The 25522-nt window shown below is 56.9% G+C and carries 20 protein-coding genes; 10 read left to right on the forward strand and 10 right to left on the reverse strand.

The window, feature by feature from the left end; translation table 11 throughout:
- Positions 1-18 precede the first annotated feature (18 nt).
- From HY962_08155 to HY962_08185, 7 genes are all read right to left on the reverse strand, one after another.
- Entirely contained in the window at positions 19-1317 is a 1299-nt protein-coding gene (locus tag HY962_08155; GenBank protein MBI5646892.1) for a type II toxin-antitoxin system HipA family toxin, read from the reverse strand.
- The gene (locus HY962_08160; protein ID MBI5646893.1) at positions 1314-1673 is read right to left on the reverse strand and encodes a helix-turn-helix transcriptional regulator; all 360 of its coding nucleotides are present in this window, start codon (positions 1671-1673) and stop codon (positions 1314-1316) included. Before HY962_08160 ends, HY962_08155 begins: the two co-directional genes overlap by 4 nt.
- A gap of 322 nt (positions 1674-1995) precedes the next feature.
- The gene (locus tag HY962_08165) at positions 1996-3297 is read right to left on the reverse strand and encodes a hypothetical protein (GenBank protein MBI5646894.1); all 1302 of its coding nucleotides are present in this window, start codon (positions 3295-3297) and stop codon (positions 1996-1998) included.
- Positions 3294-3935 (reverse strand): hypothetical protein, encoded by a 642-nt coding sequence (locus HY962_08170; protein ID MBI5646895.1) that lies wholly within the window; start codon positions 3933-3935, stop codon positions 3294-3296. Before HY962_08170 ends, HY962_08165 begins: the two co-directional genes overlap by 4 nt.
- A 37-nt stretch (positions 3936-3972) precedes the next feature.
- On the reverse strand, positions 3973-4680 hold the full coding sequence (locus tag HY962_08175) for a DUF2318 domain-containing protein (GenBank protein ID MBI5646896.1): 708 nt from the start codon (positions 4678-4680) through the stop codon (positions 3973-3975).
- A 269-nt stretch (positions 4681-4949) separates the two neighbouring features.
- Entirely contained in the window at positions 4950-5393 is a 444-nt protein-coding gene (locus HY962_08180) for a response regulator (GenBank protein MBI5646897.1), read from the reverse strand.
- Positions 5390-8824, reverse strand: a complete 3435-nt coding sequence (locus HY962_08185) for a PAS domain S-box protein (GenBank protein MBI5646898.1) — start codon at positions 8822-8824, stop codon at positions 5390-5392. The genes HY962_08180 and HY962_08185 overlap by 4 nt, the downstream gene beginning before the upstream one ends.
- A gap of 363 nt (positions 8825-9187) precedes the next feature.
- Between HY962_08185 and HY962_08190 the strand changes: the two genes are divergently transcribed.
- The 10 genes from HY962_08190 to HY962_08235 all read left to right on the forward strand — a co-directional run bounded on the left by HY962_08190 (position 9188) and on the right by HY962_08235 (position 22257).
- On the forward strand, positions 9188-10423 hold the full coding sequence (locus HY962_08190) for a hypothetical protein (protein MBI5646899.1): 1236 nt from the start codon (positions 9188-9190) through the stop codon (positions 10421-10423).
- A 695-nt stretch (positions 10424-11118) separates the two neighbouring features.
- A complete protein-coding gene (locus HY962_08195; GenBank protein ID MBI5646900.1) occupies positions 11119-11778 on the forward strand; it encodes a hypothetical protein in 660 nt (219 codons plus the stop codon).
- Positions 11779-11780: 2 nt separating this feature from the next.
- Complete coding sequence (locus HY962_08200) at positions 11781-13400, forward strand: S8 family serine peptidase (GenBank protein MBI5646901.1); 1620 nt, start codon at positions 11781-11783, stop codon at positions 13398-13400.
- A gap of 18 nt (positions 13401-13418) precedes the next feature.
- A complete protein-coding gene (locus HY962_08205) occupies positions 13419-15404 on the forward strand; it encodes a hypothetical protein (GenBank protein ID MBI5646902.1) in 1986 nt (661 codons plus the stop codon).
- A 91-nt stretch (positions 15405-15495) separates the two neighbouring features.
- On the forward strand, positions 15496-15963 hold the full coding sequence (locus tag HY962_08210) for a helix-turn-helix transcriptional regulator (GenBank protein MBI5646903.1): 468 nt from the start codon (positions 15496-15498) through the stop codon (positions 15961-15963).
- A gap of 118 nt (positions 15964-16081) precedes the next feature.
- On the forward strand, positions 16082-18676 hold the full coding sequence (locus HY962_08215; GenBank protein ID MBI5646904.1) for a hypothetical protein: 2595 nt from the start codon (positions 16082-16084) through the stop codon (positions 18674-18676).
- A gap of 11 nt (positions 18677-18687) precedes the next feature.
- Complete coding sequence (locus HY962_08220; protein ID MBI5646905.1) at positions 18688-19953, forward strand: hypothetical protein; 1266 nt, start codon at positions 18688-18690, stop codon at positions 19951-19953.
- Positions 19954-19983: 30 nt separating this feature from the next.
- Complete coding sequence (locus HY962_08225; GenBank protein ID MBI5646906.1) at positions 19984-20487, forward strand: hypothetical protein; 504 nt, start codon at positions 19984-19986, stop codon at positions 20485-20487.
- Between the two features lie 36 nt (positions 20488-20523).
- Positions 20524-21795 carry a hypothetical protein gene (locus tag HY962_08230; GenBank protein ID MBI5646907.1) on the forward strand — a complete coding sequence of 424 codons (1272 nt, stop codon included), beginning with the start codon at positions 20524-20526 and terminating at the stop codon, positions 21793-21795.
- Positions 21796-21960: 165 nt separating this feature from the next.
- Positions 21961-22257 carry a hypothetical protein gene (locus HY962_08235; GenBank protein MBI5646908.1) on the forward strand — a complete coding sequence of 99 codons (297 nt, stop codon included), beginning with the start codon at positions 21961-21963 and terminating at the stop codon, positions 22255-22257.
- Between the two features lie 125 nt (positions 22258-22382).
- On the opposite strand, the gene HY962_08240 is transcribed toward HY962_08235, so the two are convergent.
- From HY962_08240 to HY962_08250, 3 genes are read right to left on the reverse strand one after another with little or no spacing between them, the layout of a single operon-like run.
- Positions 22383-23018: a hypothetical protein gene (locus HY962_08240; protein ID MBI5646909.1), complete on the reverse strand. Its 636-nt coding sequence runs from the start codon at positions 23016-23018 to the stop codon at positions 22383-22385.
- 23 nt (positions 23019-23041) lie between these two features.
- Positions 23042-23716 carry an RloB domain-containing protein gene (locus HY962_08245; GenBank protein ID MBI5646910.1) on the reverse strand — a complete coding sequence of 225 codons (675 nt, stop codon included), beginning with the start codon at positions 23714-23716 and terminating at the stop codon, positions 23042-23044.
- Positions 23713-25011 (reverse strand): ATP-binding protein, encoded by a 1299-nt coding sequence (locus HY962_08250; GenBank protein ID MBI5646911.1) that lies wholly within the window; start codon positions 25009-25011, stop codon positions 23713-23715. Before HY962_08250 ends, HY962_08245 begins: the two co-directional genes overlap by 4 nt.
- Positions 25012-25522 lie beyond the last annotated feature (511 nt).

Consider the following 25522-nt stretch of genomic DNA (forward strand, 5'->3'; position numbering starts at 1 on the left):
GTGAAACGTGTAACGTATTCAGGCCAGGTCCTTCCGCAGGGTTGTATCAATACGGCGTATGGTTGAGGACGGCACGTCCGCGTCGCGGGCATAGGCGGGCCATTGCGCAACGGCGGCGAGCGCGGCATCGAGGAGCGAGTCGACGCGGCCGCGGGCGAGGTGTGCAACCTCGGCCGCCTTGCGGATATCTTCGCGGGTGAAATCGTCGCGCTTCCCGTGTACGGTCATCTGATGTGCGGAGGTCCATGCCCCTTTGGGATTGTACGCGTAGGTCACGTCGAAGGCGGGTGCGAGGGACCATCGCCCCGCGCGGTCCATCAGGAAGGCGATGTTTTTCGTATGGTCGTCCTGATTGCGCGCGGCGATGTTGAAACACATGCGCAGGACAAGTTGTTCGAGGTCCTTGATCGGCAGCCGCAGACGGCGCGCTGCAAGCAGTGCCTGTTCGTACCCGTGCGCGCCGGCGGCGTTGTAGTCGAGGTGCGCGAGTCCGCAGAGCGAGTGCATGTGTATTTTCTCGCCTGCGGAGGTGCGATCGAAACGGCGTGTCATGAAGTGACGTCGTCCTCCTTCCTCGAGGAGGCGGCAGTCGCACATCTCGATTCCCGCCGCGCGGGCCATGAGGTGGTACGCGTATTCGATGGCGCCATACCCGCGCGGATCGGCAAGCTCCCTGTCGCGATTGCCCGACACACCATCAAATTTGATCAGCCAATATTCGAATCCCGCATCCGCTGGCACCTGCCCCGAGCGCACTTCATCGGTCGCAGGATTCCACGCCACCACCGCCTTCGCCCGCGCGCCGCCCGCCGACGTTCCGACACGCAGTATATCACGCATCGCATGTTCGCGCGCCGAGGGCGAAAGATTGCCCCGCATGCCGCGTCTCTGCGCCAGCACCTCCGACGCAACGGCAACAAGCGCCGCAACGTCCAGACGCGCGGACGCGGTGGGGCGGGGCCCGATGGCGGGAGCAAACTCGAGCGCGCCCATGCCGCGCGCACCCGTGTAACACAACCGCTGCAGCGGATCAAACTCGACCGCCGACCGGCCCTGCGCCGCAAGCCAGGAATCGATGAGCGCATTGCCGAAGCGGTCAGGCAACGAATCGGCGAGCAGACCGGGCAGACCGTGGAAGGTAACACGAGGCAGCGTGGCAAAACTGTACACACGCCGTGACAGAGGCATGACGAGCGGCGAGACCTCGAAGCCGCTCTGCGCGAAATCCGGCGTGTATTGAAAATTCGCGCGCCCATTCCGCGCATCCCAAGACGCCGCGCCGATCTGGCTTCCCCAGAGCGAGACGCGGGCGATCATGATTTCGAGTCACCCCAGCGCCAGGGTTCGGCCACCACACCTGTGCGCGCGCGGCTTCCTGTCGCCCTCTTCCGCGGTGCGCCACGATGGTGCAGGAGTTCGAGCGGACCCGGCTCCGCATCGGGAAGCAGGACTTCAAGACCTTCCAGTATCCCCAGCACGCGGCAGACACGCAGAAAAATCGAAAGCTGCGACGCGCTCGCACCGGACTCCAGCCGTTGCACAGTCCGCACACCAACACCCGCCTCCCGCGCAAGTTCGGCCTGCGTCATGTTTCGTTCGAGGCGCACACGCATCAGCCGGCGGCCCACTTCGGCCAAAAGAGCAGTGTCAGTATAATATTCCATGATTGTCATAACACGCTTAATATGGTATTTTATACTGTAAAAGTCAAGTATAAACGTCATTAATGGCATTTTATTATTAAACCATTATCACGCCATTTTATGCGTATTATCTCAAATATTCCCATTTATACGTCGTTTTTGGCGTATTATTGACATACCGGTAGAATAGATAGATCTACTCCCTACCCATCTACCATCTACCACCGCCCCCTCCTGTCTCCTGTATCCTGTCTCCTCACCCACCCAGCACAGCTCAATCTACTCCCTACCCATCTACCATCTACCAACTACCCATCTACCATCTACCAACTACCATCTACCAACTACCTACCTACTCCCCCCGATACCGGCAACACTTCGGCAACCCCAGATACACCTCATCCTCCGCCCGGTAATGCTCCGTATCATGCCCCACCGCCGCGAGAGCCCGCTCAAGACCATCAAGATCGGGAGCGCTGTTTTTGTAGAATACCGTGAGAACACGTGTCTCCTCATTCCACTGCGCGGTCATGACACGCGGGAATCGTGCGGCGGTTTCCTCGATACGCTCCTTGCACATGTCGCAGGCGCCGGCAACGGACAGTGTGGCGCGCGGAAGCATGGGATCGGAAATATCCGCCTCCTCGTCGACGTCCGGCCCGAGATCGAGGCTGTGCGAGAGAGAGAAAACGAGGGAGTGCTTCGTCGTGAGCTGTTCCTCGCCGTACACGTTCTTGTAGAACGGATAATTGAATTGCAACGAGGCGGTCCATGCATCGAGAAAACTCACCACTATCTGCGGGGACACGTACCCGAGCACACCGCCGGACGAGGATATGTACGAGTACTGGTTGTTTTTCGAGAGCGGGGCGGGAAGATTGTCGATCACGCCGTTGAGCGCGCGGTCGCGGGCCTCGAGCCGCAGTTGCAGCAGCCCCTGCACGCCCGTGGTGATGCGTGCGATGCCGAGCAACGAGGCGTTGTAGAGATTGCCGTATTTGTGATAGGTGTTTTTTGTTTCGATCGCCTGCGACAGTTCGATGCTGCACAACGAAATGAGGGCGATGCCGCTGCCGGGGAATTGCTTCGTGAGCATGAGGCCGAGATTGTACCGATAATTCCCGGAGGATGGCTGGAAATCGATGGGCAGGACCACGCCGTCGTATTCCTGGTCGAAGGTGCCCACAGGCACGGTGATCCTTGCAGTCTGCGCGAGCGACAGGCCCGCCTCTTCATCCGACCACGAGTCGATCATCACACCGAGCGTTGCGTCCGACAGACCGTGTGTATACCGCGTGTAATCGCTCGCGACAAAACGCTGGGATTTGTCGAAGTAGTAGCCGAGATCGGCCGTGAGGCGCAACGCGGAGGAGAGCCCGTACGTCAATCCCAGCGAACTGTAATTGTAGCCGCTCTCGGTGTAGGTTTTGTCGAGCCGCGTTGTGCCGCGATAGTAGGTGTCGGACGAGGACAGCATGTACGAAGCCGTGATGCCCAACCGTCCCCTGCCGCCCTGCGGCAGCGCGCTGTTCGTGTTCACAGGATTGCCCGCGGTGCAGCACTGCGCCGCGCTCCGCTGCGCGGAAAGGGCGCAGAGCATCACGAGGCACAGCGCGGCGGCCTGCAGCCGCGGCGCCGCAGCGGCCGCGCTCATTTGCCTATCGTAAGCTGCAGGGTCTTTGTATCGCTCCCCATCCCGTTGCTCACGCGGCAGGTCAGGGTGCGTGTGCCGGCACAGGCGGGTGTGGCGGTGTAGGTGGCCCGGCTGCTGTCGGCGGGATTGATGGATACCACGCCGCAGTCGGCTTCCCAGGCGTATTTCAACTGTCCGCCTATCGCGTAACACACCAGCGAAGCGGTCTCGCCGGTCGAGGAGTTGAGCGCGGTTTTATCGGTCTGCAGCGCGATGATCTCGGGCACGTTCACCGCTTCGAGAATGGTGATGATGATGGTTTTCGACACGCTGCCCTGAGAATTCGATACCGTGCAGGTGATCGTCTTCTCGCCAACACAGCAGGCGGATCCGTTAAAACTCACTTTCGAGCGCGACGGGTTTAATGGAATGATGTCGCCCAGATCCACCGCCCACTTATATGTCAGATTCCCGCCCCGCGCCTCGCAGGTGATGATCGCCGGATCCTGTCCGCCATAGAGTATCTGCAGCTTTTCGGCCGTGAGACTCAGGATTTCGGGGGGGCCCGTCTCGGCGTTGGGATCGGTGGGTGCTGCGTCCTTGGAACATCCGAGAACGAGGGTGCAGAGTGCGGCGGCGAGAAGGACTTTCATGTTCATGGCGGGGGTCGGAAAATTCTGGTTCACGGAATCGGGATCAGTAGAGGAGGAAGCCGCGCGTCTCGAGCGAAACACCCTGGCGGACAACTAGCAGATACGCCCCGGCTGCAAGACGCGACACATCGAACGACACCGAGCGGGAGGCCTGCTCCGCATTCATCAGCACGCGGCCGTTCATCGACACGATCTGGAAGCCGCGCGGCGCGTCGTCGGGCAGCGTCACCGACAGCGTGCGCCGATCGCGCACGGCTACATCGAAGCCGCGTGACACGGGCGGCGTGTCCACACCGGTCACACTTTCGATCGGGAAGTAATAGAGTCCGGTGAGCAGATCCGCGACGGTGATCACCACCTGATCGCCCTGCAGCGAGTGTGGCAGGTAGCCCGGATTGCATGTTCCCGCCGTGCCCGGGTTCCCGAGACCGTCGATCGGGAAACGGTTGCCGCAGTTGTTGCAGCGCAACATGGTGCCGTTCTGCGAGTAACCTTTGTCCGCCGAGTAACAGACGTCACAGGCGTTGAACACGGTCTTGATTTCCCCGTTGGAGGCACGCACGAGGATGTATTCAAGCTCCTTCTTCTGCGTGGGCGACAACATGTGCCGGTACGAGTAATACTTTGCCGTTGCGGTCACATCGGCCGCGGGATGCGACACTTGCTGCGACAGGAGGGACGGCACACAACAGGCCGCGCCGATGAACAGGACCAATACGGCGCGCAACATGCGAGGAAACAGAAAGGACATGGGGGACTCCGCGTAGAGTATGGGAGTGAAGGAAATACACAGATGTATCGCGGCGGGACTGCGGAACACGGCAAGGAGCGGAAAAAGTCTCCTTACTGTGTCCTAAATCTAAAATGATCGCTGCTGATAATCAAGTACTCGGATCAACTATTGCTAGGACCTACTCCTTCACCGCCCCTCCCCCGCACACACCGCCGGCCGGTCCATCGCAGCGTGATCTTCATCGGAGGCGGCGAGGGGAGTTCCGCGTGAGATCCCTCCACGCCCCCCTATGCGTTATCCGGAGGCGGCTCGTTGATGAGAGCCCAGAACACACCCAGATCCTGCACGGCGTCCATAAAGGACTGGAAGCCCACCGGCTTGACCACAAAGGCGTTGACACCGGCCGCATAACATTGCCGTAGATCCGGATCCTCTCGCGAGGATGTCAGCATGACAATCGGGATCATGCTCAATGTGGCATCGGCACGGATCGTACGCAGCGCGGTTATTCCGTCCATGCGCGGCATCTTGATATCCAGCAGAATCACCGCGGGATTTCCCGTGATTCGGTTGGCATACCGGCCCGTGCAACGCAGGTACTCGAGCGCTTCAATCCCGTCGCGGGCAGTGACAACCCTGTTCAACAAACCCCTGTTCTTCAGAGCGGCGAGTGTCAATTCGATATCTTTTGTGTTGTCTTCCACTAACAGAATGTTTTTTAGGAGCGTCATGATGCCCGATCCTCTTGCTTAGGAATCGTGAAATAAAACCGCGCTCCTGCGTCGGGCTCCGCGTATGCCCAGGTGCGTCCGCCATGTTTGAAGACGATGCGTCGGACGTTCGCGAGACCGATCCCTGTCCCTTCGAATTCCTCGAGTGTGTGAAGCCGTTGAAACACGCCAAACAGCTTGTCTGCGTACTGCATGTCGAAGCCGACGCCATTGTCCGCAACCACAAATTCATACTCGTGCTCACTCTCACGCACACGTATGTCAATTGTCGCCACTTCGCGGGTCCCTGTAAACTTGATCGCGTTACCCAACAGATTCAGCCAGACAAGCTGCAGGAGCGACCGGTCTCCTCGTACAGTGGGCAGATGGGCAATGTTCCAGTCGATACGCCGTTCCGTATCGGTGGGACGTATAAAATCCAACGCTTGGCTCAACACCTCGTTCATGTCGACATCCGACTCGTGCATCTCCTGCCTGCCGGTCCGGGAGAATTGCAGAAGATCATCGATCAAGGTCCCCATGCGGCTTGCCGAATCCGAGACCGTGTCGAGGTAGTGCATCCCGGTCTCCGACAGCGCGGACGTTTCGCTCTCGAGCAGCAGATTGACAAAACCGCTGATGTGCCGCAACGGCGCCCGCAGATCATGCGAGACGGAATACGAAAACGATTCGAGTTCACGATTCGCCTCCTCCAACTGCGCCGTGCGGTGGCGCACACGAAGTTCCAGTTCGGCGGCGTACCGCGATCGTTCCTCGAGCATGCGTGATTGTTCGATCGCGATGGTAATCTGATCGGCGACTTCCTCGGCCACAGCCACTTCTTCCGTTGTGGCGTGGGATCCCTCAGTCCACCGTAATACCAGGACACCTCTGAGGCCCTGCGCTGAGCGTAATGGGACCAGAATCTTCGACGCCTGTTCCTCCTCTGCCGGCAACTCGCTACGATCCGGCTTGGGCCAAGCTCGTACGTCGCCGCGTGCCTCCGCATCCATCTCAAGTGTGGTGAGAATGTCGTGAAGTTCCTGCAGTCGCTCCGGCGCGGGTGGCCCAATCTCTCCAGCTTCACAATCAACCGAAAATACCTGTAACTCGGCGGTGTCCTGTGAGTACACTCCCGCGTCGATGGAATGGCAGAAAAGCAGATCCTTCAACTGGCGTAACGCCACCTTGATGAGTGCATTGGGAGAATCGAGCGCCTGGAGAATCCTCTGATCGAGCGTGTGCAGATTCCGTAGCCGCTCCGTGTGCCGACGCAACGAATCCACACTCCTGCGCCTGTCGATCTCTTTCCAGACCGAATCCATAAGAATGGTAAGCTGCAGGATGTCCGAATGATCGTAGTCCGACGTTTTATTCCCCATGCCCACGACGGCAACTATTTTCCCCTCAAAAAAAACAGGAATAGTGAGAAATCGCCGCAGAGGCAGGTGCCCTTCGGGATAGCCCTTCTTGTGTGGATTGGGCGCCTCATACTCGTTGACAAGTATCGGTTTCCTCTGCCGGACCGCCTCCCCCCACAGACCGGTGTTCTCGAGTGAATACACCGTCTGGGGATTGGCTACGGAACAATTCGGCATAACGGATCCGGACCAGGAATTCAGCGTGAGTTCCCTTCTGGTTTCATCGTAGTAGTAGATGTACCCGATCTCGCTCTCGAGCATGTCCAGGGCCGCCTCGAGCGTGATATCCAAGAGTTCCTTCGTATCCGCGGCATCGGATTGTAGTATCGCGAGAAGGGTCTCGAGGCGCCGTTGATGCAGGCGTGCCCGCGATTCCGCGCGCTTGCGTTCACTGATATCGCGGACGATGGCCCACATGCCGACGGGTTCGCCCGCATCGTCCCTCATGAGGACGGTGTGTAACTCCACCGGGATCACCGTGCCGTCGGCGCGTATGTACTCCTTTTCATAGACGTCGGAGAATCCGCGAACAAGTATCTGATTCTCCACAAGATTTTTCTCGAACACATGCCAGGTTTCGGGCGTGATTTCGGGATACGATTTCCCGAGCACCTCGTCCATCGAATATCCGAGGATGTTGGCATAGCTCTCATTACACTCGACGATTTTGCCGTCCATGGTCACGTACACAAAACCGTCGATCATACTCTCGTGCAGCTTGCGGTATTTCCCTTCCACACGCGACAGTGCGTCCCGTGCGTGCACCTGTGCCGTAAGGTCAAGCCCGAACTTGTAATGCCTCTCTCCGTAATCGACGAACCACCATGAGATGATCTTTTCGGTTCCATCCCTGCATGTGACCGTCGTCTCGAAGGGTTCACCTGGAATGTGTGCCGCCTGTGTTACCTGCATGCGTCTTCCCCATTCCGTCGCGACGAGGGTACGGTAGGTCGAGTCGGGATACGCGTGCTGCCACCATTCTTCGAGCGTGGGGATCTCTTCCATCGAGTACCCGAACATCCGCGAAAATGCGGGATTGATATAGATCGTTCGTTGTTCCTCTTCCGCCTGACGCGAGATATATAACGCAACGGGAGTGGTTTCCTCAACGGCACGAAATTGCAATTCACTAGCAACGAGCGCTTGAAGTGCGCGGTTCTGTTCTGTGATGTCCGCGATCGCGGTGAGAAAAAACGGCATGCCGGATCTCTGAATAATACAGGATGAAACCAATGCATGCATCGTGCTCCCGTGCTTGCGCCGGAACTCGAGTTCCATCCCGTGAACGGAGCCCTGATTCAATATCGACGCGGTCAGATGATCTCGATCCTGACTGCGCGGATACACGCCAAGGTCCAGCGCAGTTCGGTCTATGATTTCGTCGTGCTCATATTCACTGTCGTGCAGAAAGGCCGTGTTGACCTCCACAAAGCGACCGGTCTTAATGTCTGTAATGGCCATTGCCACCGGGCTGTTCTGGAACAATGCGGCAAAATTGTGTTCGGATTCTCGCAGTGCTGCCTCGGCGGTTTTCCTCGCGCTGATGTCGACGATGGTCGTTATAAAGTGCAACGGGGTGCCGTGGATATCGTACCGCAATGTCGTACTCAGATCGACCCACACGACGTGTCCGTCTTTGTGGATGTAGCGCTTTTCCCACCGTAGCGTTGTCTGCTTCCCTGCGAGAAGGATATCGATGTTGAGTCTGTCGGCGGCGTGATCGTCGGGGTGTGTGATATCGATCCACTTCTTGCCGGAAAGTTCCTGGCGAGAGTAGCCCATCATTGTGCAGAATGTGTCGTTCACATGCAGCCCGCCCTGCATGTCGGTGAGTGAGACACCAACGGGCATGTGGTTGTACACGTCGAGCCAGACGTCGGCGCTGCGATCGGTTCCCGGATCAAATCCGAAGGCACCTCCCGATCCGTTCTGTGGAAGACCGTCCCGCACAGTCTCCCCGGCGACACTCGACCGGGTGTTACAAATTTTCTCTGCGTTGGCGCTGCGCAGCTCTTCCCCTGTTGCACTCATGAAACCTCCGAACACAAAGGTCGCGAGTGGGTTCACACTCTATGTGCAGCATCCGCAATGGATGGATGGTTGCTGCCGTCTGCAGAAGCCGACAATTGCGCAAGGTGCTCCGGGTCGGTCAGGATCGGGCGAGTGAATCCGGTACGTACGTCAGCCCCATTTGCCGATATGTAACCTAGTGATCGTCACTGCCAAACGCAACATGTTTTTGGATACATAGGCGACACTGTTCGTCGGCTCCCGAACCGCCCCGGGTAGTGTTGTACATAGTGCCCGTCCGTCAACGATAATAAGTATCACCCTCTGATACCGGATCTTGGGCCCGTACCCTCGATCTTGTGTCTACACATACGTGGAGGAATCGTGATCGGCATTATTCCGCTGTCGTGGACAGCACCACCCTCGCGCCTGCTGCAGGACCCGCGTTCGGCTGAATCACGGTCCGGCGCTTTGGGACTGCTGCTGCTCGAGGAAGCGGCCTTTGTTGCTCGCACCCTGGCTCACCGCTTCCCCGGCCTGGAGCTGATCGACATCACCGAGGTGTTTCACGACGCGCAGCCGGCGGAGTTTCTCGAGGATGTGTGTTCGATACAAAATATAATGTTCGATAACAACGGGATCCCGGTCTTCACCGCGGTCCTGCGATCGACCGCGGAGTACGCGCTTGTCGCCGATGCGGCGGTGTGTGTCTGGGAAGTGCAGCGCCTCGCCGAAACTGTGCGCTGGCAGGATGTGTACAGCCGTTTTCTTGATGAATGTATGCGCACCGGCGTCGTGTCCTCGTTTACCGCCGGCAGGGGCGCCTCCTTGGCGGCCGACAGTGAGGATATGTGGAAACGGGTGCTGGCGCATCTGCGCTCGGGCGTGTTCCACCTCGTGCTGCTGGTGCTGGAATTGCCCGACGGTTTCGCCCAGCGGCTGACGAGTGTGCTGACGTGCTGCGGACTTCGGCTGGCGGACGTGCTTCTGACGGATATTGATCCGTCGGCGTATTCATCCGCTCCACGATCCACGGCCGTGCTCTCACTGCTGGAGGTGGATCCGGTGAATATCCACGATGGCCGCGTGCCTGTGCGTATCGAAGGGGATACCGTGGAATCACGCGCGGAGAAATTACGACTGCAGCTCCATGAAGGTTTTTGGGACGAGGAGAGTCTGCTTCGCGAGGCGGCGGATTCGATCCGTGGCGGGGTGTCGGGCGAGGTGGATGAGGACACGGCGCGCAGGCATGCCTGCGTTGTGTACCCGCGGATGATACTCGATATTATTCGTGAGGAAGGATTCACGTGTATCTGGGGAAGGCGCGGGAGGCCGGCGAGTTTCAGCGTGCGTCGTGTGAGTCCCGTTGGTGAAAACGCGAGTCTGCTCTTCGTCAGTGACAACCTGGTGCTGCGTCCACGCTGCGGCGAGGACGGGCGGATACTTCCCTCCCTGCGCGCGGAGGCCAGGCCCTTGCTGGATCGACTCAAGATACGTCAGGAGAATAGACCCGGGTGGGTGTCCTGGACGTTGGTCGGCTGGCCGCATCCCGATACGGAAGCCGCTCGCGCGGACCTCAGGGAGCTGCTGCGGCTCATTCTGCGGCATGCGCGGGAATAAGGTATGTTTGTGATGCTTCGTGTATGTATGGATTCGATTCGCTCCAGATATTCAAGCCCACATATCGTTTGATGAGCTCGGACACATAGACACTGTGCAGTGTTATCTCCTGGATGTCTCCTCCTTTCTTTTGTCTTGAAACAAAAGAAAGGAGCAAAGAAAAATTCAAGACTGTAGAAAAATTCCGGCCAAAATCTCGCGCCGTCTCGCGGCGGATGCAAACTCGCCCCGCGACCGCAAGCGGCCGCGGGTCTCAAACAAGCATCCGCCCTTGCTCGCCGGCCACGGATTTTGGCTCGTAATTTTTCTCAGGTCGGGGTGGGGTCTGCTGAGGGCGGTGGTGTTGGTGTGAGGCGGTGGGGTCTGCTGCGTGTGTGTTTCGTAGCCACGTGACACGTTGCCACGTTTCACGTGGCCAAGTAGCAAAGTAGCGAAGTAGTCTCCTGCCTCCTTCCTCCTGCCTCCTCACACACATCCAGCAGATCCATCTACCATCTACCCAGCTACCCAGCTACCCAGCTACCCAGCTACCACACGGGTAATTGTATGTACGTGGTGACACGTATTGCGGAGACGTGAAGGTCCACCCATATTCGTACATCACAAGCCCATTATGGCTATGGTCGCACCTTCACAGTTCCAAAAAGGGAGAGGAACTGTTCACATTATTCGCGATATCACAACCGGAGGGTCAGATGTATTCTGTTGTTGTGTATTGGATTTCGCTCCTGCTTCTTCTCGCTGTAGTGATAGTGCTGGATCTTCGGTATAATCTTCTTCGGGATACGAGCACTGCGGTGAAACGGCCGCACAGCTATTCCCGCGTGCAGCTGGCCTGGTGGTCGAGTATCGTCCTGGCTGGTTTTATTGGCGCACTCGTGGATTTTTTTAGTGGCAGCGACGTGGGCATCCCCACACTTCACTCGTCCACCCTCATTCTGCTAGGAATCAGCTCGGCAACAACTGTCACCGCACGTGTCATCGATATCTCTGACATTACGAAGGAGACGAGGAATCGCAGTCAGGATTGTGAACGGGATTCGTTTCTGCTCGATATTCTATCCGATGGTGACGGGGTAAGTATACACCGCTTCCAGTCTCTTGTTTTTAATGTTGCGATCGGGATCTGGTTCCTACTGAAAGTGCATTATCACCTCGCTGGGAACGCCGACCCCACAGCGGTATTCCCCGTCCTCGACGACAATGTGCTTATCCTGCTCGGATTGAGTTCAGGCACCTATGCCGCGTTGAAATTGGGTGAGAATAAAACTCTGAATCGAACCGCCGGCAGCTGCGATACCCCTCCAGTTGTGCACGACGAGGCACTCGACGATTCGATAGCAGCACGGGGGTAGCCATGTCCATTATCGACATTCCCAGCCCGCATTACACTCGCGCCCGCAGCGGCTACAGGCCGGAAGCCGTTGTTATACACATTATGGCCGGTACGCTCCCTGGAACCGATGCCTGGTTCCGAAATCCTCAGTCGAAAGTTTCGGCACACTATGGCATCGGACGCACTGGCACAGTGCACCGCTATGTCCAGGAAGCCGACACGGCGTGGCATGCGGGGCGTGTTCACGGACCAACATGGGGCGGACTGCACCCGGCACCCGGTGGCGGCTATGTCAATCCCAATTTCTACACCATCGGCATAGAGCACGAGGGGTCTGCAGACTCGGAGTGGACCGATGCAATGTACGAGGCCAGCGCTGCGCTTGTCGCCGATATCTGTACGCGATGGAACATCCCTGTCGACCGGGCGCATATCATCGGGCACAGGGAAATCTATTCGGTCAAAAGTTGTCCAGGGACCAAGGTGGATCTGGAGCGATTGATTCTTATCGCCGGTGCACGCCTCGGTGCCGTGCCTGCGGCCTCTGTCGAGCACGCGCAGGGCACGCTTCGCACAACGACAACCATGCGGCTACGACGCGGTGCGCCGAATCTGCGCGCCCCTGTTGTCCGTGTTGTGCCGAAAGGGGAAACTCTCGCGTTCGCGGGCATGACCGACCACGGCGAATTGGTGCAGGGCGTCAGTCGTTGGTATCAACTAGCCGAATCAGATCTCTGGATCTGGGGCGGAGGTGTGGATACGCAGGTTCCTCCGGGTAGCCCGGCGTTGCCTTGGTGGTTGCGGGATTTTGGCATCAGTTCCATCTGGGAGAGAGGCGTCCGTGGTGCGGGTATTCGCGTTGCAATACTCGATAGCGGAATCAACCGCGCGCACCCGGATCTGCAAGACGCACTGCCTGCAACTGCAGTGCGCGATTTCATCGACACATCCGGCGATGGCGCGGACGAGGATGGGCATGGAACCCATTGCGCCGGTATCATCGCTGGGCGAGGTGTACAAAGTGTGCTCGGTGTGGCGCCTGGATGTGAGTTACTCATTGGGAAAATCATGAGGAGAAAGGGCGGAACAGGCAGCAACTTTCAGATACTCGCGGATGCATTATACTGGGTAGTGGACTCGGGCGCAGACCTCATCTCGCTCAGTTTGTCGACTCCCAGTGATAACGCACTCGTCCGCCAGGCCTGCACAGATGTGATAGCCGCGGGCGTGCCCATACTCACCGCAATAGGCAACAGCGGCGCTTTTATCAACGCGGTATATCCGGCCTCGTATCCAGGGTGCCTCGGAGTCGGATCGGTGGATCGGCACCTACTGAAGGATACCATGTCCGCTGAAAGTCCAGCAGTGCAGTTGCTCGCGCCTGGCTCGGAGATCATCTCCACCGCCTTGGGTCAAGGCACTACCACGATGAGTGGCACGAGCATGGCTACTGCGTATGCCGCCGGTGTGCTCGCCCTTCTTTTGTCCGCTGTGTCCTCCGCAACGGGACGGGTCGATCGTGCCGCTCGCTGCCAACAAGCCCTGCTATCCAGTTGCCTTGACCTTGCAACACCCGGCACCGATACATCCACAGGCCACGGGCTCATACAGCCGACGGCCGCGCTCTCACGGCTCATTTAAAATCGAGAAGGTACATTGATGATACAACGACTGTCGATCACGCTTGGCTTTGTTCTCTTGCTCCCATTATGCATCCGCGCGCAACACGCCGCACAGGATGCGCTATTTCTCTCTGCGCACCTTGTGGGGAGTGATGGGAAATTTATCGTCAACGATCCGGGTGGTGAGAAAAGCGATGACTGGAAGGAGTGCTGGGACAAACTGAACCGCTATCTCCCTGATCCGAAGTCGCAAAAGTCGGTCGAAAGTGTTGTTCGGCAATACATGAAATACGACACGAACCAGCCAATTCGGTCGTTCTTCCCGGACTTTGTCGGCGAATCGGATTCACAAACCTCCTTCGCCTCCGGCGGCAGGTCGCTTGCGTCCGGTCTCGGTTCTGTCGACGTCACGCAATTTGCCGACGGCTTCGCGAAGTTTCTTGTGGAGCGAACCAGGCAGGAATTAAGCACCGCATTCTTTGAACGTTTTGTAGATCTGCTCGAAGATCCCGCGTACAAGGATGCACGCACATTGTTTCCGCGCACGCACGAGGCGCTGAGAAGTATCGGACAGAACGTGTATCTCTTTAGTGCGTACCTGAACGTCCTGCGCGAATCTTTTGTATCGGATCTCTCCACACTGATCGATCGACTTCCTCTTGTTGTTCGTGATCCACGCTACGATGAATTCTTCCAGCAGCACCGGGGCTTGCGCGCAGTTCTCCTCACGGCGCTTGAACTCGGGGCTGGATTTCATTCAAAAACGCATCCAGCCATCATTCTGGAAAAGTTCGATGTTTCGAATTTGTCCGATGTCGAGAATCAGGACATTGCTGCCGGTGTCCGAACAATGCAGGTCCTGTCGGAATCCATGCGCGGCAGCGGCGGCACGGAGTATTGGATCGAGCGGAGTGAATTGAATCGACTACTGAAGGACCGCACTGCGTTCAAAATATACCTCGGACTTGTCTGGCAAAGGTCGGACGGGATACGGTTTGCACAGGGCGAAACAATGCAGCGTCTTTTGGAAGACGCGGCACGAACAAGCACCGCCGCGGAAACATGGATCGAGTATCTACGGGGAATGGGAGAAATTGTCCGCGCAGTCGAGAATAATGTGGAGAGGAGCTCGGATACGGATTCGCGCACGGTGAAGTTGAACGCATACCTCGCTCTCTCCGGTTCCGTGGTCAACCTCCTTGAATACTCCGAGAAAATGTTCTCACTCCCCATCCTGAAGCAACGCACGGGCGGGATCATTCCTAAAGAATACGCCGCCTTCATTACGTATCTCCGGGATGCAGTACAGCTCGCCCAAGCGATTGACCGGGGCAGCTACGGTGCGGCCATACTCCACCTCCATTCGCTGTATACTACCGCCTTCACCCTCGATCCGACGGATCCAGAGCAGGTACAGGACACCTTGAAAAAATCGCGGTGCATTCAGTCCTTTCTGATGCAGTACGGTACATTCATGGCTGCGGTCGCCGAGGCGAAAAACTCCGACGATGTACAACGCGCCATTGAAGCGGCAGCGTTGCCGCCCGGCAGCGCTTCGATGAAGCGACATGCGCTCTTCGATGTATCGTTGAATGCGTATCTCGGTCCTTTCACCGGCATGGAATGGCGCCCGAAAACAGAAACAGCCGGGAAATTCAACACCTGGGGCATCACAGCTCCCGCCGGTCTTTCTTTCAGCACAAGCTGCAGGGCCGGATCTTTCAGCCTGTTTGTCTCGCTAATCGATCTCGGCGCCGTGACGGCATACCGCTTCGGCGACGACACCACACAATCCATCCCCACCGTGCAACTGAGGGATATCGTGTCGCCCGGACTCTTCCTCTCGTACGGCATACCATCCCTGCCCATCTCGGTACATGCAGGCATCCAGGTGAGTCCACCGCTGCACAAAGTCACCTCTCTCGCAAACGAATATCGCACCGACCACGCGTTGCGCGTGAGTCTGGGACTCGTCGTCGATATACCGGTCCTCTCATTCTACAACAAACCCCGAATGGAATAGCGCACCTTCGCTCGCGTTGTCAGCGGTGTGTGACGCACCGCGCGATCACTGATATATATATACTTTTTCCCGAAAGGCACCGGGTGACTGTATGCGTGCAGCCCCGGGAAGTATGCCGCTTACTCTTTCCATACGTATGCGTACCGATGACCTGCTGCGAGGGCAGGTCATCGAATTTTTCTCGGCGGACGAGTGGTCGCAGGAGAACGAGGATGTTTTGCTCCGTCGACTGCAGGACGTACTCGCCGCAGTGCGCTTTCTGGGGACGGCGTTACATCTCGACCTGAACATCGAAGTTACAGACGCGGAGGCCGCGGAGGATATCATACGCAGTAAACTGGAGCGTCCGGGAACGGTGCATCCCCACAAGCTCAGCCTCAGAGAAATTGAGGTGCTCGGACACATAATGAACGGTCTGACCAATCAGGAGATAGCCGATACACTATTTATCAGCTATGAAACAGTAAAGTCACATCGAAAGAACATCCTGGCAAAAACCGGCGCACGTAATACCGCCGCTCTCGTTTCGTATTATCATCAGACCTTCTTCGATAAATAACAGATACGCATGCCTATTGCCAATGATAAATCCCCCTTTCGGGGGATTGATATACAATGCGACAGGATTCTATGTTGCGAACGACAATACTTCCTGAACGAACCACTGGGCAACAGACATGGATAGGCAATCATTCGACGGCTACACCAGCGTTCTTGCGGAATACGAAACGCCTTTCGCGGACACAACCATGCGCGAGGCGGATCAGTCTGCCGAAGCGGAGCACTATCATACCGATCAGTACTCCCCGGAATACGAGAGTCCTTTTGCCATGACCTTCGAGGCGCCGCTCGTGGGACAGATGACGGTATCACCTGTCGCGGGCGAGATCGTGAATCTGCTCGGGGAGCTGCAGAGCGAGGAGTTCGAGGAACAGCTCTACGAAATGGCCCAGGAGTTGGAAGACACGTGGTCGAGCAAGGTCTCGAACGAGACCGCGATGGGCGACCGCTTCGTCCCGTACGCGACCCAGGAGGCGCATCAGTACTTCGAGGCTCTGCTCCAGGAATCGAACCGCATGTTCGACCGTGCGTCGAGTCAGTTCTCGGGGAACAACTTCGAGGATCTGACCGATGCGGAAATCGAGAATTTCTTCGAAACATATGAATGGGAGAGCACACTCTCGCCCGCGCAGGAGCAGTTCTTCGGCGGCATATTGAAAAAGGTCAAATCCGTTGTCAAGAAAGGCATCGATCTGGCCAAAAAGGGCGTTGCGGCTGTCGGGAAAATTCTGCCCATCGGCATGATTCTCAACAAGCTGAAGGGGCTTATCAAGCCTCTTCTCGACAAGGTGCTGAAATTTGCCATCGGCAAACTCCCCGCCAATCTGCAACCCTATGCGCGAACGCTCGCGGGCAAGCTGCTCAACATGGCGGGCATGGCTGCAAAGGAGACTGAGGACGAAATTCCGGCCGCCGCCCAACTCGAATCGCTGCAGGCCGAGTTCGATGTGCAGATGGCGAACCTGCTCTTCGCACCGGGCGAGGCGGAGGCGGAGGATTTTGTCATGGAGTATGAATCCTCCATCGACACGATGCAGCGCGAGGATCCCGCCGCCGAAGCAGGCATTCCCGCACTCGACGCTGCGCGGCAGCGATTCATCAGCGAACTACAGGAACTTCAGCCCGGGCAGAGTCCCGCGCCTGCAATCGAACGATTCATCCCTGCGGCCATCATGGCCCTGCAGCCGGTCATCAAGATTGCGCTGAACATCATCGGCAGGCAGAAGGTCATCAATTTCCTCGCGGGTCTTCTCGCGAAACTCGTCGCGAAGTATGTACCCGAACAGGTGGCCAAGCCGCTCGCTGCAAGCATCATCGATGTCGGTATGTCGGCCATCGGTTTCGAAACGGCCGAACGCAACCGCAGCGACCTCGCGTATGAGGCCATCGCGAACACCGTGCAGGAGACAATACAGAATCTCGGCATGCTGAGCGAGGAGACGCTGAACGACCAGGAGGCGCTCACGGCCGAGACACTCGAGGCCTTCGAGCAGGCGGCGGCCAACAACTTCCCGCAGCAGCACCTCAAGGCGCACAAGCGGCTCACGCAGGACAACGGTGCGTGGGTCATGATGCCGCGGTACGGACACAAACACTGCTACAAGAAATACGCGCGCGTGTTCGATGTGACACTGGATCACCGCATCACCTCCACTCTGCGCACATTCCGCGGCCTGCCGCTCTCGCACTATCTGCGCGACAAACTCGGCATGGATCCCGCGAAGCCGGTACAGGCGCGCGTGCATATCTACGAGGCCATACCGGGCACCAAGCTGTATCACATCGCGAAGTTCGAAAAGGTGCCGGGCCTGCGCGGCTCCGGACGATTTGCCTACCGGCAGTTGCATCCGCTCACCGTGCAAGCGGCCACCGCTCTGCTGCGCGAGCCCCGGCTCGGGCGCGATTTCCGTGTGCCCTTCACCACCGTGCGGCATCGCATCGCCGTGGGACAACGTTTCTATTTCCTCGAAATCGCGGGAGCGAAACTGCGCGTGGTGCCTGTCGCCACACGGCCGCAAGGCGCCCGGGCAACAGCAGCCGGTGCCGGCAAGGGTGTGCCGTCACAGCCGCACACGGGTGGATTGGCGCCGCGCGTGCCCAACTCGAGCGATGTGCAGGGAGTCATCAACTTTGTCCGCTCCGAAATCCGCTTCAACTACTATTTCAGCGAGCAGGACGCCCTGACAGTGGCCGAGAAGTTGAACGCGAAGGACTATGCCGGAGCGTTCATCAGCATCCGTTACAGCATCCGAACCGTGCTGCAGAATCTGTTGATCAAGAATGTAGGCAGCAAGGTGAAAATCATACACGAGACGATGCCCGAGATGTACCTCGAGAATTACACCGTGACACAGGACCAGTTCTCGCTTGCGTCGATCGGTTCGGCGGTGGGCGGACTTGCGCTCAACGCGGGCAAGGAGCTCCTGCAGAAACTCGTCGAGAAACTTGTCACCGTCATCGCCGATGCCGCCTACAATGCGGTGCTAAACTACTTCAAGGCGCGCGAGAAGGAATTCCTCGCGGCACAGGCATCACCCATGGACGGCGTCACCGTCAAGATCATCTGGTTCAACGTGCCGGGAATGGCGGCCATCAGCGCGATCATCAACGCAATCAAGGGCCGTCTCTCGGTCGGCAATATTGCGGACCTGGTGCTGCCGAGTCTGCCTGCACCCGAAGTGAAGATTTCCGCCGGCAAACATTTCGACTGACACGACCACCCATGCCCACGCAGCTCAGGACATCGCGGTCCGTCCGGACCTCGCTCCGCAGACAGGTGATACACTGGCGGCAGGCGGCCTCACGCCTCGCGTCGCTCGAACACCTTGCGTCGGGCACGGCGTGGCATGGCATCGACCATCAGATGGGCGTGCTGCTGCGGGCGTCCCTGCAGAGGAGTATCGACACCGTGCTCGAGTCCGCGCAGCGTGTCTCTCGCGATCTTGACAGTGCATCCGACGACGCAGCACTGCGCCGTGTGAAGCGCGAGGTCACGCTGCTGCGCGACGTGTATCTGAAGGCCGAGGAGACGATTCATTTCTACACCGACGCCGTGAACTCGCGCACCACCGCCAGCGTCGCCGCGCTGCTGCGCGCCTGCGACATCCTCTGTGTCCGCAGCATGCAGCAGGTGCTGCAACCCCTCGGGCGGTCCACACCGACTGTTCTTACATACATCGATAAGGGTGTGGGTGCGTCGATCCTGAAGGCCGGCCTGCGCCTGTGGGACGGCAATGTCAGCTCCGTCGCGGCCATCAAGGTGACACAGCACAACCTGTTCCGCCCCACCGCCATCATTCACGAAACCGGGCATCAGGTAGCGCACACGCTCGACTGGAACGACGAACTTGCGCGCGCCCTCGCCGCTGGATTGTCGCGCGATCCGGTTGTGGCGAGTGCCTTTGCGTCGTGGAGCAGTGAAATCGCAGCCGACGCCTTCGCCTTTGTCCACACGGGCTACGCGGCGGTGGCGGCGTTACACGACGTGGTGAGCGGCCCGCCGCAGTCGGTGTTCGCCTACCGTGTACACGATCCCCATCCCATCAGTTACATCCGTGTGCTTCTCGGCACGGCCATGTGCAGACAGTTCTACGGAAGCGGTCCGTGGGACGAGATGGACATTGCATTCAGGAACGATTACGATCTCGAACTCGTCGGCTTCCCTTCCGTCGGTTTGATTCGCAAGTGTATTCCCCTGCTCCCGGATGTGGTGCGCATCGTACTGCAGAATTCGTACAGGGCCTTTCACGGGCGGTCCCTCGCCGCGCTGCTAGATCCTGCAGCCGTTTCACCCGCCGCACTGCAGAAGCTCGAGTACATAGCCGGTCCATCACTCTTCACCTCGCACGCGTGGGTGTGGAAGGAGTGTATCAAACTCCTGGCGCTGAACGGATACAAGATCGCACTGGGTGAAGGCGACATCGCGGCGCAGTATACAACCCAGGCCGCGTGGATGACACGGCTGGGATTTGCAGTGGAAGTGAACTAGAACAGTTCTGAATATCGCAAGGAGCAAATCATGGTACTCGATTATCAAAGCTTGCTGGATCAAGTAAAGCGGATGCCGGAGGAATGTCCACACTCCGACATAGACCTTTTGGATAAATTGAAACAGCACGTCACAGATTATTCTAAGCTCCTCTCAAGATACAAGCTGCAGGAGTCAGTGCTCGTCAATCCCAAAATTGATGTTACTACTGCCATCGCGAATCTTAACCGGGTCGCGGATGAATCGAATCAAGTTGGCAAGAGCATTATTGATCTTCTGAAACATTTAATGGACTTTCCAGGACGCGACTCGACACAAAAGAAGGGCCGTAAGGATGATATTGTAGATCAGGATCAGATTATACAGCTCCGTTATAAGGAGATAATGAGTGAGCTGAAAAAATTGATCGATGAAAGCAAATCCGATCCGCGTCCGGTTCAAGAGGTCATAAGTGGCGCCGCACGAAGAGGAGTTATTACAATCAGACCGGCGAAACCCAAAACTGGCTATACACCCCCAAGAAAGCGGCACTGAACTTCATTTTCCTAAAACCAGAAGCTGAGAACAACCATGGATATTCTCGATAATCTGATCTATGTGGGATCGCATGCCCCTCTGAATCTTCCAATGCTACCGGTGCCCGGTAATCCTACAATGGTAGGGTCAACCTTGGATCCGGTGTACAGTTATGGACTGAATGAGAAAATGGACTTCTGTTCCCATCGGAACCCGGACGATTATGATGAAATCATCCGCCAGCACTGGTTTGATATCGACGACCAAGTGCACTACGATTCCAATGGGCGCCAACCGTGGAATGTGGGGGTCGGACCGGGTCAGAATCGTTACACCGGATTTGTGCGGTCGAGCACATATCACCTGATATACGCGTACTTGGCAGAGAATACAAGAATTCTGCAGATCTTCGAGCGGTTTATCGAACGCTATCTCCGTGATGAGGAATTTGGGATTGCGGAAAACTCCCAGGTCTTCAACTGGATACACACTTCCGAGCAGCTTTTCTTCAGAAATGACGTGTTACGCGTTGCGAACGTCAGGAGCAAGCTCAGACCTAGCTTTGATGCGGTTAGGCGAAATGCCTATTGGCGCCTGTTTGGCATGGATCTTTCCTTCGGTGATATCAATTCACCAAGTGGAAGCATGTTACCGTATGAGAAGGCCAAGGCAGGGAACCAACAGTTCATCGTGCTGTTCGAGAAATATATCTCTGAAGTCTGGCAGGCATACATCAACGCTCGGAATGCCGTCGGAGTCAACACGACCGATATCGATTCTCTCACCTCGATGGCGCGGGACCTCCAAGAAATGCTCCAAGCGCGCCGAGGCTCCACGAGCGGCAATACGTATGCAGATTTGAACCTGTCGCGCGAAGAATTTAATGCTGTGCTGATTACAACGTGGTTCACGTATATTATCTCCGATGACACTCCCGTGGTTCAATTTCTGAACTGCCAATCGAGTACGATTGGCGAGCGGTTGAGAAAAATTGGGATAAAGGTCGGAATACCGGCACATGGCAAGACGCAGGACCTGTTCGAATTGGCAGGCCCCACAGCCAACATACTCAGGATAGTGGAGGAAGGTGGAATCCTGGATGATACAAGCAGAATAACAACAATCATCTCGAGTCTGATTCCTCCCGTCCCCACGCCTGCGACTCCAGAACAGAACATCATGACCGACCTCCTCACCATTATCAATCACTGGGAGAAGGCCACGGGACATCGCATCAAGAATCCTGAGGCGAACATCCGCGGGACGGTGAGTATCGCGCAGGGAGTCCGCACGAACGGACGTCCTATGCCGGTCGGTACCCGATAGAACGGCATCATCTCACGAAGACTCTGCAGGCACGGTTGCATACGCAGCCGTGCCTGTTTTTCTGTAACGCGACGCTTGTGCCTGCACCTGTCTCGCCGTACTTTTGAAAGGTCTGCCGGATGAGCCCGGTACAGGGTGCGTGTTACATCACAGAGGAGTGTGGCAATGACACATGACACAACACTTCAGTACATTCCCACGCGTGAGATAATCTACAGGTTCGTAGACCTGCTGCTGCTCGTTCTCGGCAACTGGTTGGCCTACATGCTAGTCCTGCAGGTACTCCCGGCTGCGGAATCCGAGAAGCATATGGGGAGCGCATACTTACTGAGCGTTATTATGTATGCGGTGATAGGCGATGGATTCAGGAAACTCACACTCGGTAAGCGATTTGTGCGCATCAGTGTGAACGGCATTGTCCTCTCGGCGACGATGGCCGTGGTACGAATGTTTGGCGGCTGAGGCACACACGCGGCCCGGGCCGTCTCCAATCATTCAGGTGAAGAGAGGGCAACAGGAAACAGGGTTTTGTGTTTTCCCGCGTGCTCCGAGGATAGTGTACACACCCGCCAAGCGGGCGGCAGCCGTTACTTGGTGTACGAAACCAGTTCCGTCTTCATCTCCACAGGATCGCCGTAATAGTCGTCGGTGAAGATGCTTCCTCCGCGATCGCTGTATTCGCGGATGAGGCCGATCCCGTCGGCGAACCACCACGATATCTTCACATTCTGCTCGCCGACCGCATCGACACGGATGGCGTCGTAGGTTTTTCCCTGTATCGTGATCGTTTCCCGTGTGCCTTCGGAAGATGAATAGCGGTGTTTCCACCCGAGGGAGCCCGGCGGTGTCGGGGGCGTGCTTGTGGAGGGGTAATCGCCCCAGGTATAAATCGTGTTTGCGCTGTCGAGCAGCGTGAAGAAGTGCGACCACTTCGAGGAGACGGCCGGGAAGCGGATAAAGTACCACCAGCAGAACACACTCTTTGGGCCGTTGTAATGTGTGGCCGTATCGATTTTCATTTCGAAGGTCGTATCCGGTACACCTCTCCCCGCGAAGATATTGGTACGGAAGGTCCACACATAGTTCCGCGAGAACGGGAAATAGTCGCCCGTCCCCGGCGCATCCGTGGGATTATCATCGCCGCAGCCGGGCAGCAGTCCGCAGCTCAGCAGAACCGTAATGAACAATCCAGCGAGAGAGACATACGAACGGAGGTGTTTCATGGGAGGTGCTCCTATGGAAAGTTTTACAGTGTGATCTTCGCGTCGTGTGCGGCCGACTCGTTCATCTCGAGCACCAGCAAATCCACATCGGTCGACGGATTTCCGTCTCCACCTGCGTTCTTGTGATGTTGCCGACACGCCGCTGCTCGTTGAACTGCATCTGGGATCGCCTGCAGTAAGGCCTCATCAGGCGTGCTGTCTTTCGTGTATGTGGGCCAGCTTTTCTTGAGTTCAGTCACCACCTCGTTTGCATCATGGAACTGGCGTGTTGTATAGGTGTGGTGAAGGAGTAGCCAGAATTCGAATGAGGGGACAGATTCAGCGATGGATATGTCTGAACCCGAAACTTTCTCCCGAACTGTGGCGGCCTGTTGTGTCCGCGCGTTCCCCGGACCCTCGCGATCAAACACAAGCCACACAAAATCAATGTGAATTCCTTCTTGCCTCTGTGCGGTTCGCCGCGCCTCATCGCGTAACTTTTTTGCAGCATTCAGCAATGATACTGGATCCGAGGCGGATGGATGTTCGGTTCGCACCAGGTCACGCGGGATACGGAGGAAGCGCCGAAGTGCGACGAAGTAATTGGGTTCCGTCTTCTCTCCCTCAGTGACGATCAAGAAAGCAGGTTTCGCCTCTCTCAGCGCTTTTCTTCGTTGCAGACCTTTGTTGGCATTCTGCGCTCGCCTTGCCGCACTCACGGCCGCAGTCCCTCCGGGATGAAGGGAATGCCACCGTAACGGCCGACGAGATATCCGCGTGTCAGCGCCTCGTCTTTTCGGGGCTTGAAGTCGGTAAGCGGATACAGTGAGGTTGCACCTTCGCTGTTTTTCTCAGCAAACCAGATCTGATCCCTTCTCAGCAGTGTGAGATCCAGGAGCAGTGGGTTATGTGTTGTGAAAACTAATTGCGCGCCGGTGTTGTTGACCGCCTCGGACTGCGCCATTCGCAGGACTTCGCGCACGAGCAACGGATGCAAACTCGTATCCAGTTCATCGATAATAAGCAAACGCCCTTGCTCGATGGCTTGAAGTAATGGCCCCAGAAGCGAGAAGTAGCGGACTGTCCCGTCGGATTCTTCGCCGGGCATTGAAAGTGATACGAAGCCGTCCTCCGCCGCTCTGTGTCCGCATTCGATTATGATTTCCTGCACTGCCGCTTTTACAACACTGGAGAAATTTTCCTGCTCAGCCACCCTTGAAATGATTCTCCTCCCCTCGTTGGAGTTATTATCAACAGGCCTCACATTCACACGCATTGCGACTATCCCAGTGTCGGCAGTACTGAGAAGTCGCACAATCCGGGACTTATACTTCTCGTCCTGATACAACGTGAGAGTTGTTGACGGATCGGATAATGAATCCGCACCCAGAGCCATGAACTGCAGGCCTTCCTTGAACCACGTGTATACAGGCAACAACTTCTCGGTGTTAAAAAATGCGGCAACCGATAGGAACGAAACGTTGTCGCGCGTTTTTTCCATCAGTTCTCGTGTGCCTCTGAAGTGTGTGTCGGAGTTGCTCCACGTCATGACACCGGAATCAGCATCATAGTGCCGTCGGAACCAGTACTGCGCCTGACCCTTTGGATAGGCGTCAAGGTACTCCTCTACCACGCGTTCCGATGTGAGTGCAAGACCGTACACATATCGGATGCCCGCGTTCGAGAATGTTATTTCGAATCGGCTGGGCCGTTGCACCCAATCCGTATGCAGTTTGAAAGGTTGCGTACCGGTCCCGATTCCCTGTGCGCGATCGAATGCCACGCGTACTGCAAAGTCTTTGAGGAAAAATAACGCCTCAAGAATATTGCTTTTTCCGGCGGCATTTGCGCCGTACAGTGCGGCGGCCTTCAGGAAGCGGAGCTTCCTGATTCCGGGCAGTTCGGGACGTATGGTATTCTCGGGGATTGACGTATCGCTGTTCACTGCCACAAGACTAAAAATCTGCTGTTCGCGAATGGAGCGGAAATTCTCAACTTTGAATTCGATCAGCACGCCACTACTCCTCAACTATCAAATAACACATCGAATACTGCGAATATTTCACATAAATTGCAACACTATTCGAAAAACATGGCATAGGTAGAAAAATCGGCGTCCGGTAGCGTTGTTACAAAGGGGCATTGCCGGACAACAACAGAAACACTGCCGGACCCTGCGGCTGGGAGCATGGTTCTGGTATAGTGCGTTCTGCAGTTTTTCCCGCTTTTAGCCCGTATTGTGCAATTATTAGTGAAAATACCGGCCGGAGCCCCATCAATAATGTTCCGGGATACCGTCAATGGTGTGCCGAGACACGGTCGTGAAGCCACGGGACACCGTCAATGGTGTATCGGGACACGGTCGCGATGCCACGGGACACCGGCATTGGTGTTCTGTTCCACCGGCAACGGTGTACTGTTCCACCAGTAAAGGTGTTGCGGGACACCGGCGCAGGTGTTCCGTTCCACCGGCAACAGTGTTCCGGGACCACGACAAAGGTGTTCCGGGACATCGTCGCAGCACC

Source organism: Ignavibacteriota bacterium, from assembly GCA_016218045.1.
GTDB lineage: Bacteria > Bacteroidota > Ignavibacteria > SZUA-365 > SZUA-365 > JACRFB01.

Coding starts and splice junctions, on each gene's coding strand:
- HY962_08185 (MBI5646898.1), bottom strand. CDS start 8,824: ATGAGTGCAACAGGGGAAGAGCTGCGCAGCGCCAACGCAGAGAAAATT.
- HY962_08235 (MBI5646908.1), top strand. CDS start 21,961: ATGACACATGACACAACACTTCAGTACATTCCCACGCGTGAGATAATC.
- HY962_08215 (MBI5646904.1), top strand. CDS start 16,082: ATGGATAGGCAATCATTCGACGGCTACACCAGCGTTCTTGCGGAATAC.
- HY962_08240 (MBI5646909.1), bottom strand. CDS start 23,018: ATGAAACACCTCCGTTCGTATGTCTCTCTCGCTGGATTGTTCATTACG.
- HY962_08220 (MBI5646905.1), top strand. CDS start 18,688: ATGCCCACGCAGCTCAGGACATCGCGGTCCGTCCGGACCTCGCTCCGC.
- HY962_08165 (MBI5646894.1), bottom strand. CDS start 3,297: ATGAGCGCGGCCGCTGCGGCGCCGCGGCTGCAGGCCGCCGCGCTGTGC.
- HY962_08200 (MBI5646901.1), top strand. CDS start 11,781: ATGTCCATTATCGACATTCCCAGCCCGCATTACACTCGCGCCCGCAGC.
- HY962_08195 (MBI5646900.1), top strand. CDS start 11,119: ATGTATTCTGTTGTTGTGTATTGGATTTCGCTCCTGCTTCTTCTCGCT.
- HY962_08210 (MBI5646903.1), top strand. CDS start 15,496: ATGCGTGCAGCCCCGGGAAGTATGCCGCTTACTCTTTCCATACGTATG.
- HY962_08230 (MBI5646907.1), top strand. CDS start 20,524: ATGGATATTCTCGATAATCTGATCTATGTGGGATCGCATGCCCCTCTG.
- HY962_08170 (MBI5646895.1), bottom strand. CDS start 3,935: ATGAACATGAAAGTCCTTCTCGCCGCCGCACTCTGCACCCTCGTTCTC.
- HY962_08205 (MBI5646902.1), top strand. CDS start 13,419: ATGATACAACGACTGTCGATCACGCTTGGCTTTGTTCTCTTGCTCCCA.
- HY962_08160 (MBI5646893.1), bottom strand. CDS start 1,673: ATGACAATCATGGAATATTATACTGACACTGCTCTTTTGGCCGAAGTG.
- HY962_08155 (MBI5646892.1), bottom strand. CDS start 1,317: ATGATCGCCCGCGTCTCGCTCTGGGGAAGCCAGATCGGCGCGGCGTCT.
- HY962_08175 (MBI5646896.1), bottom strand. CDS start 4,680: ATGTCCTTTCTGTTTCCTCGCATGTTGCGCGCCGTATTGGTCCTGTTC.
- HY962_08180 (MBI5646897.1), bottom strand. CDS start 5,393: ATGACGCTCCTAAAAAACATTCTGTTAGTGGAAGACAACACAAAAGAT.
- HY962_08225 (MBI5646906.1), top strand. CDS start 19,984: ATGGTACTCGATTATCAAAGCTTGCTGGATCAAGTAAAGCGGATGCCG.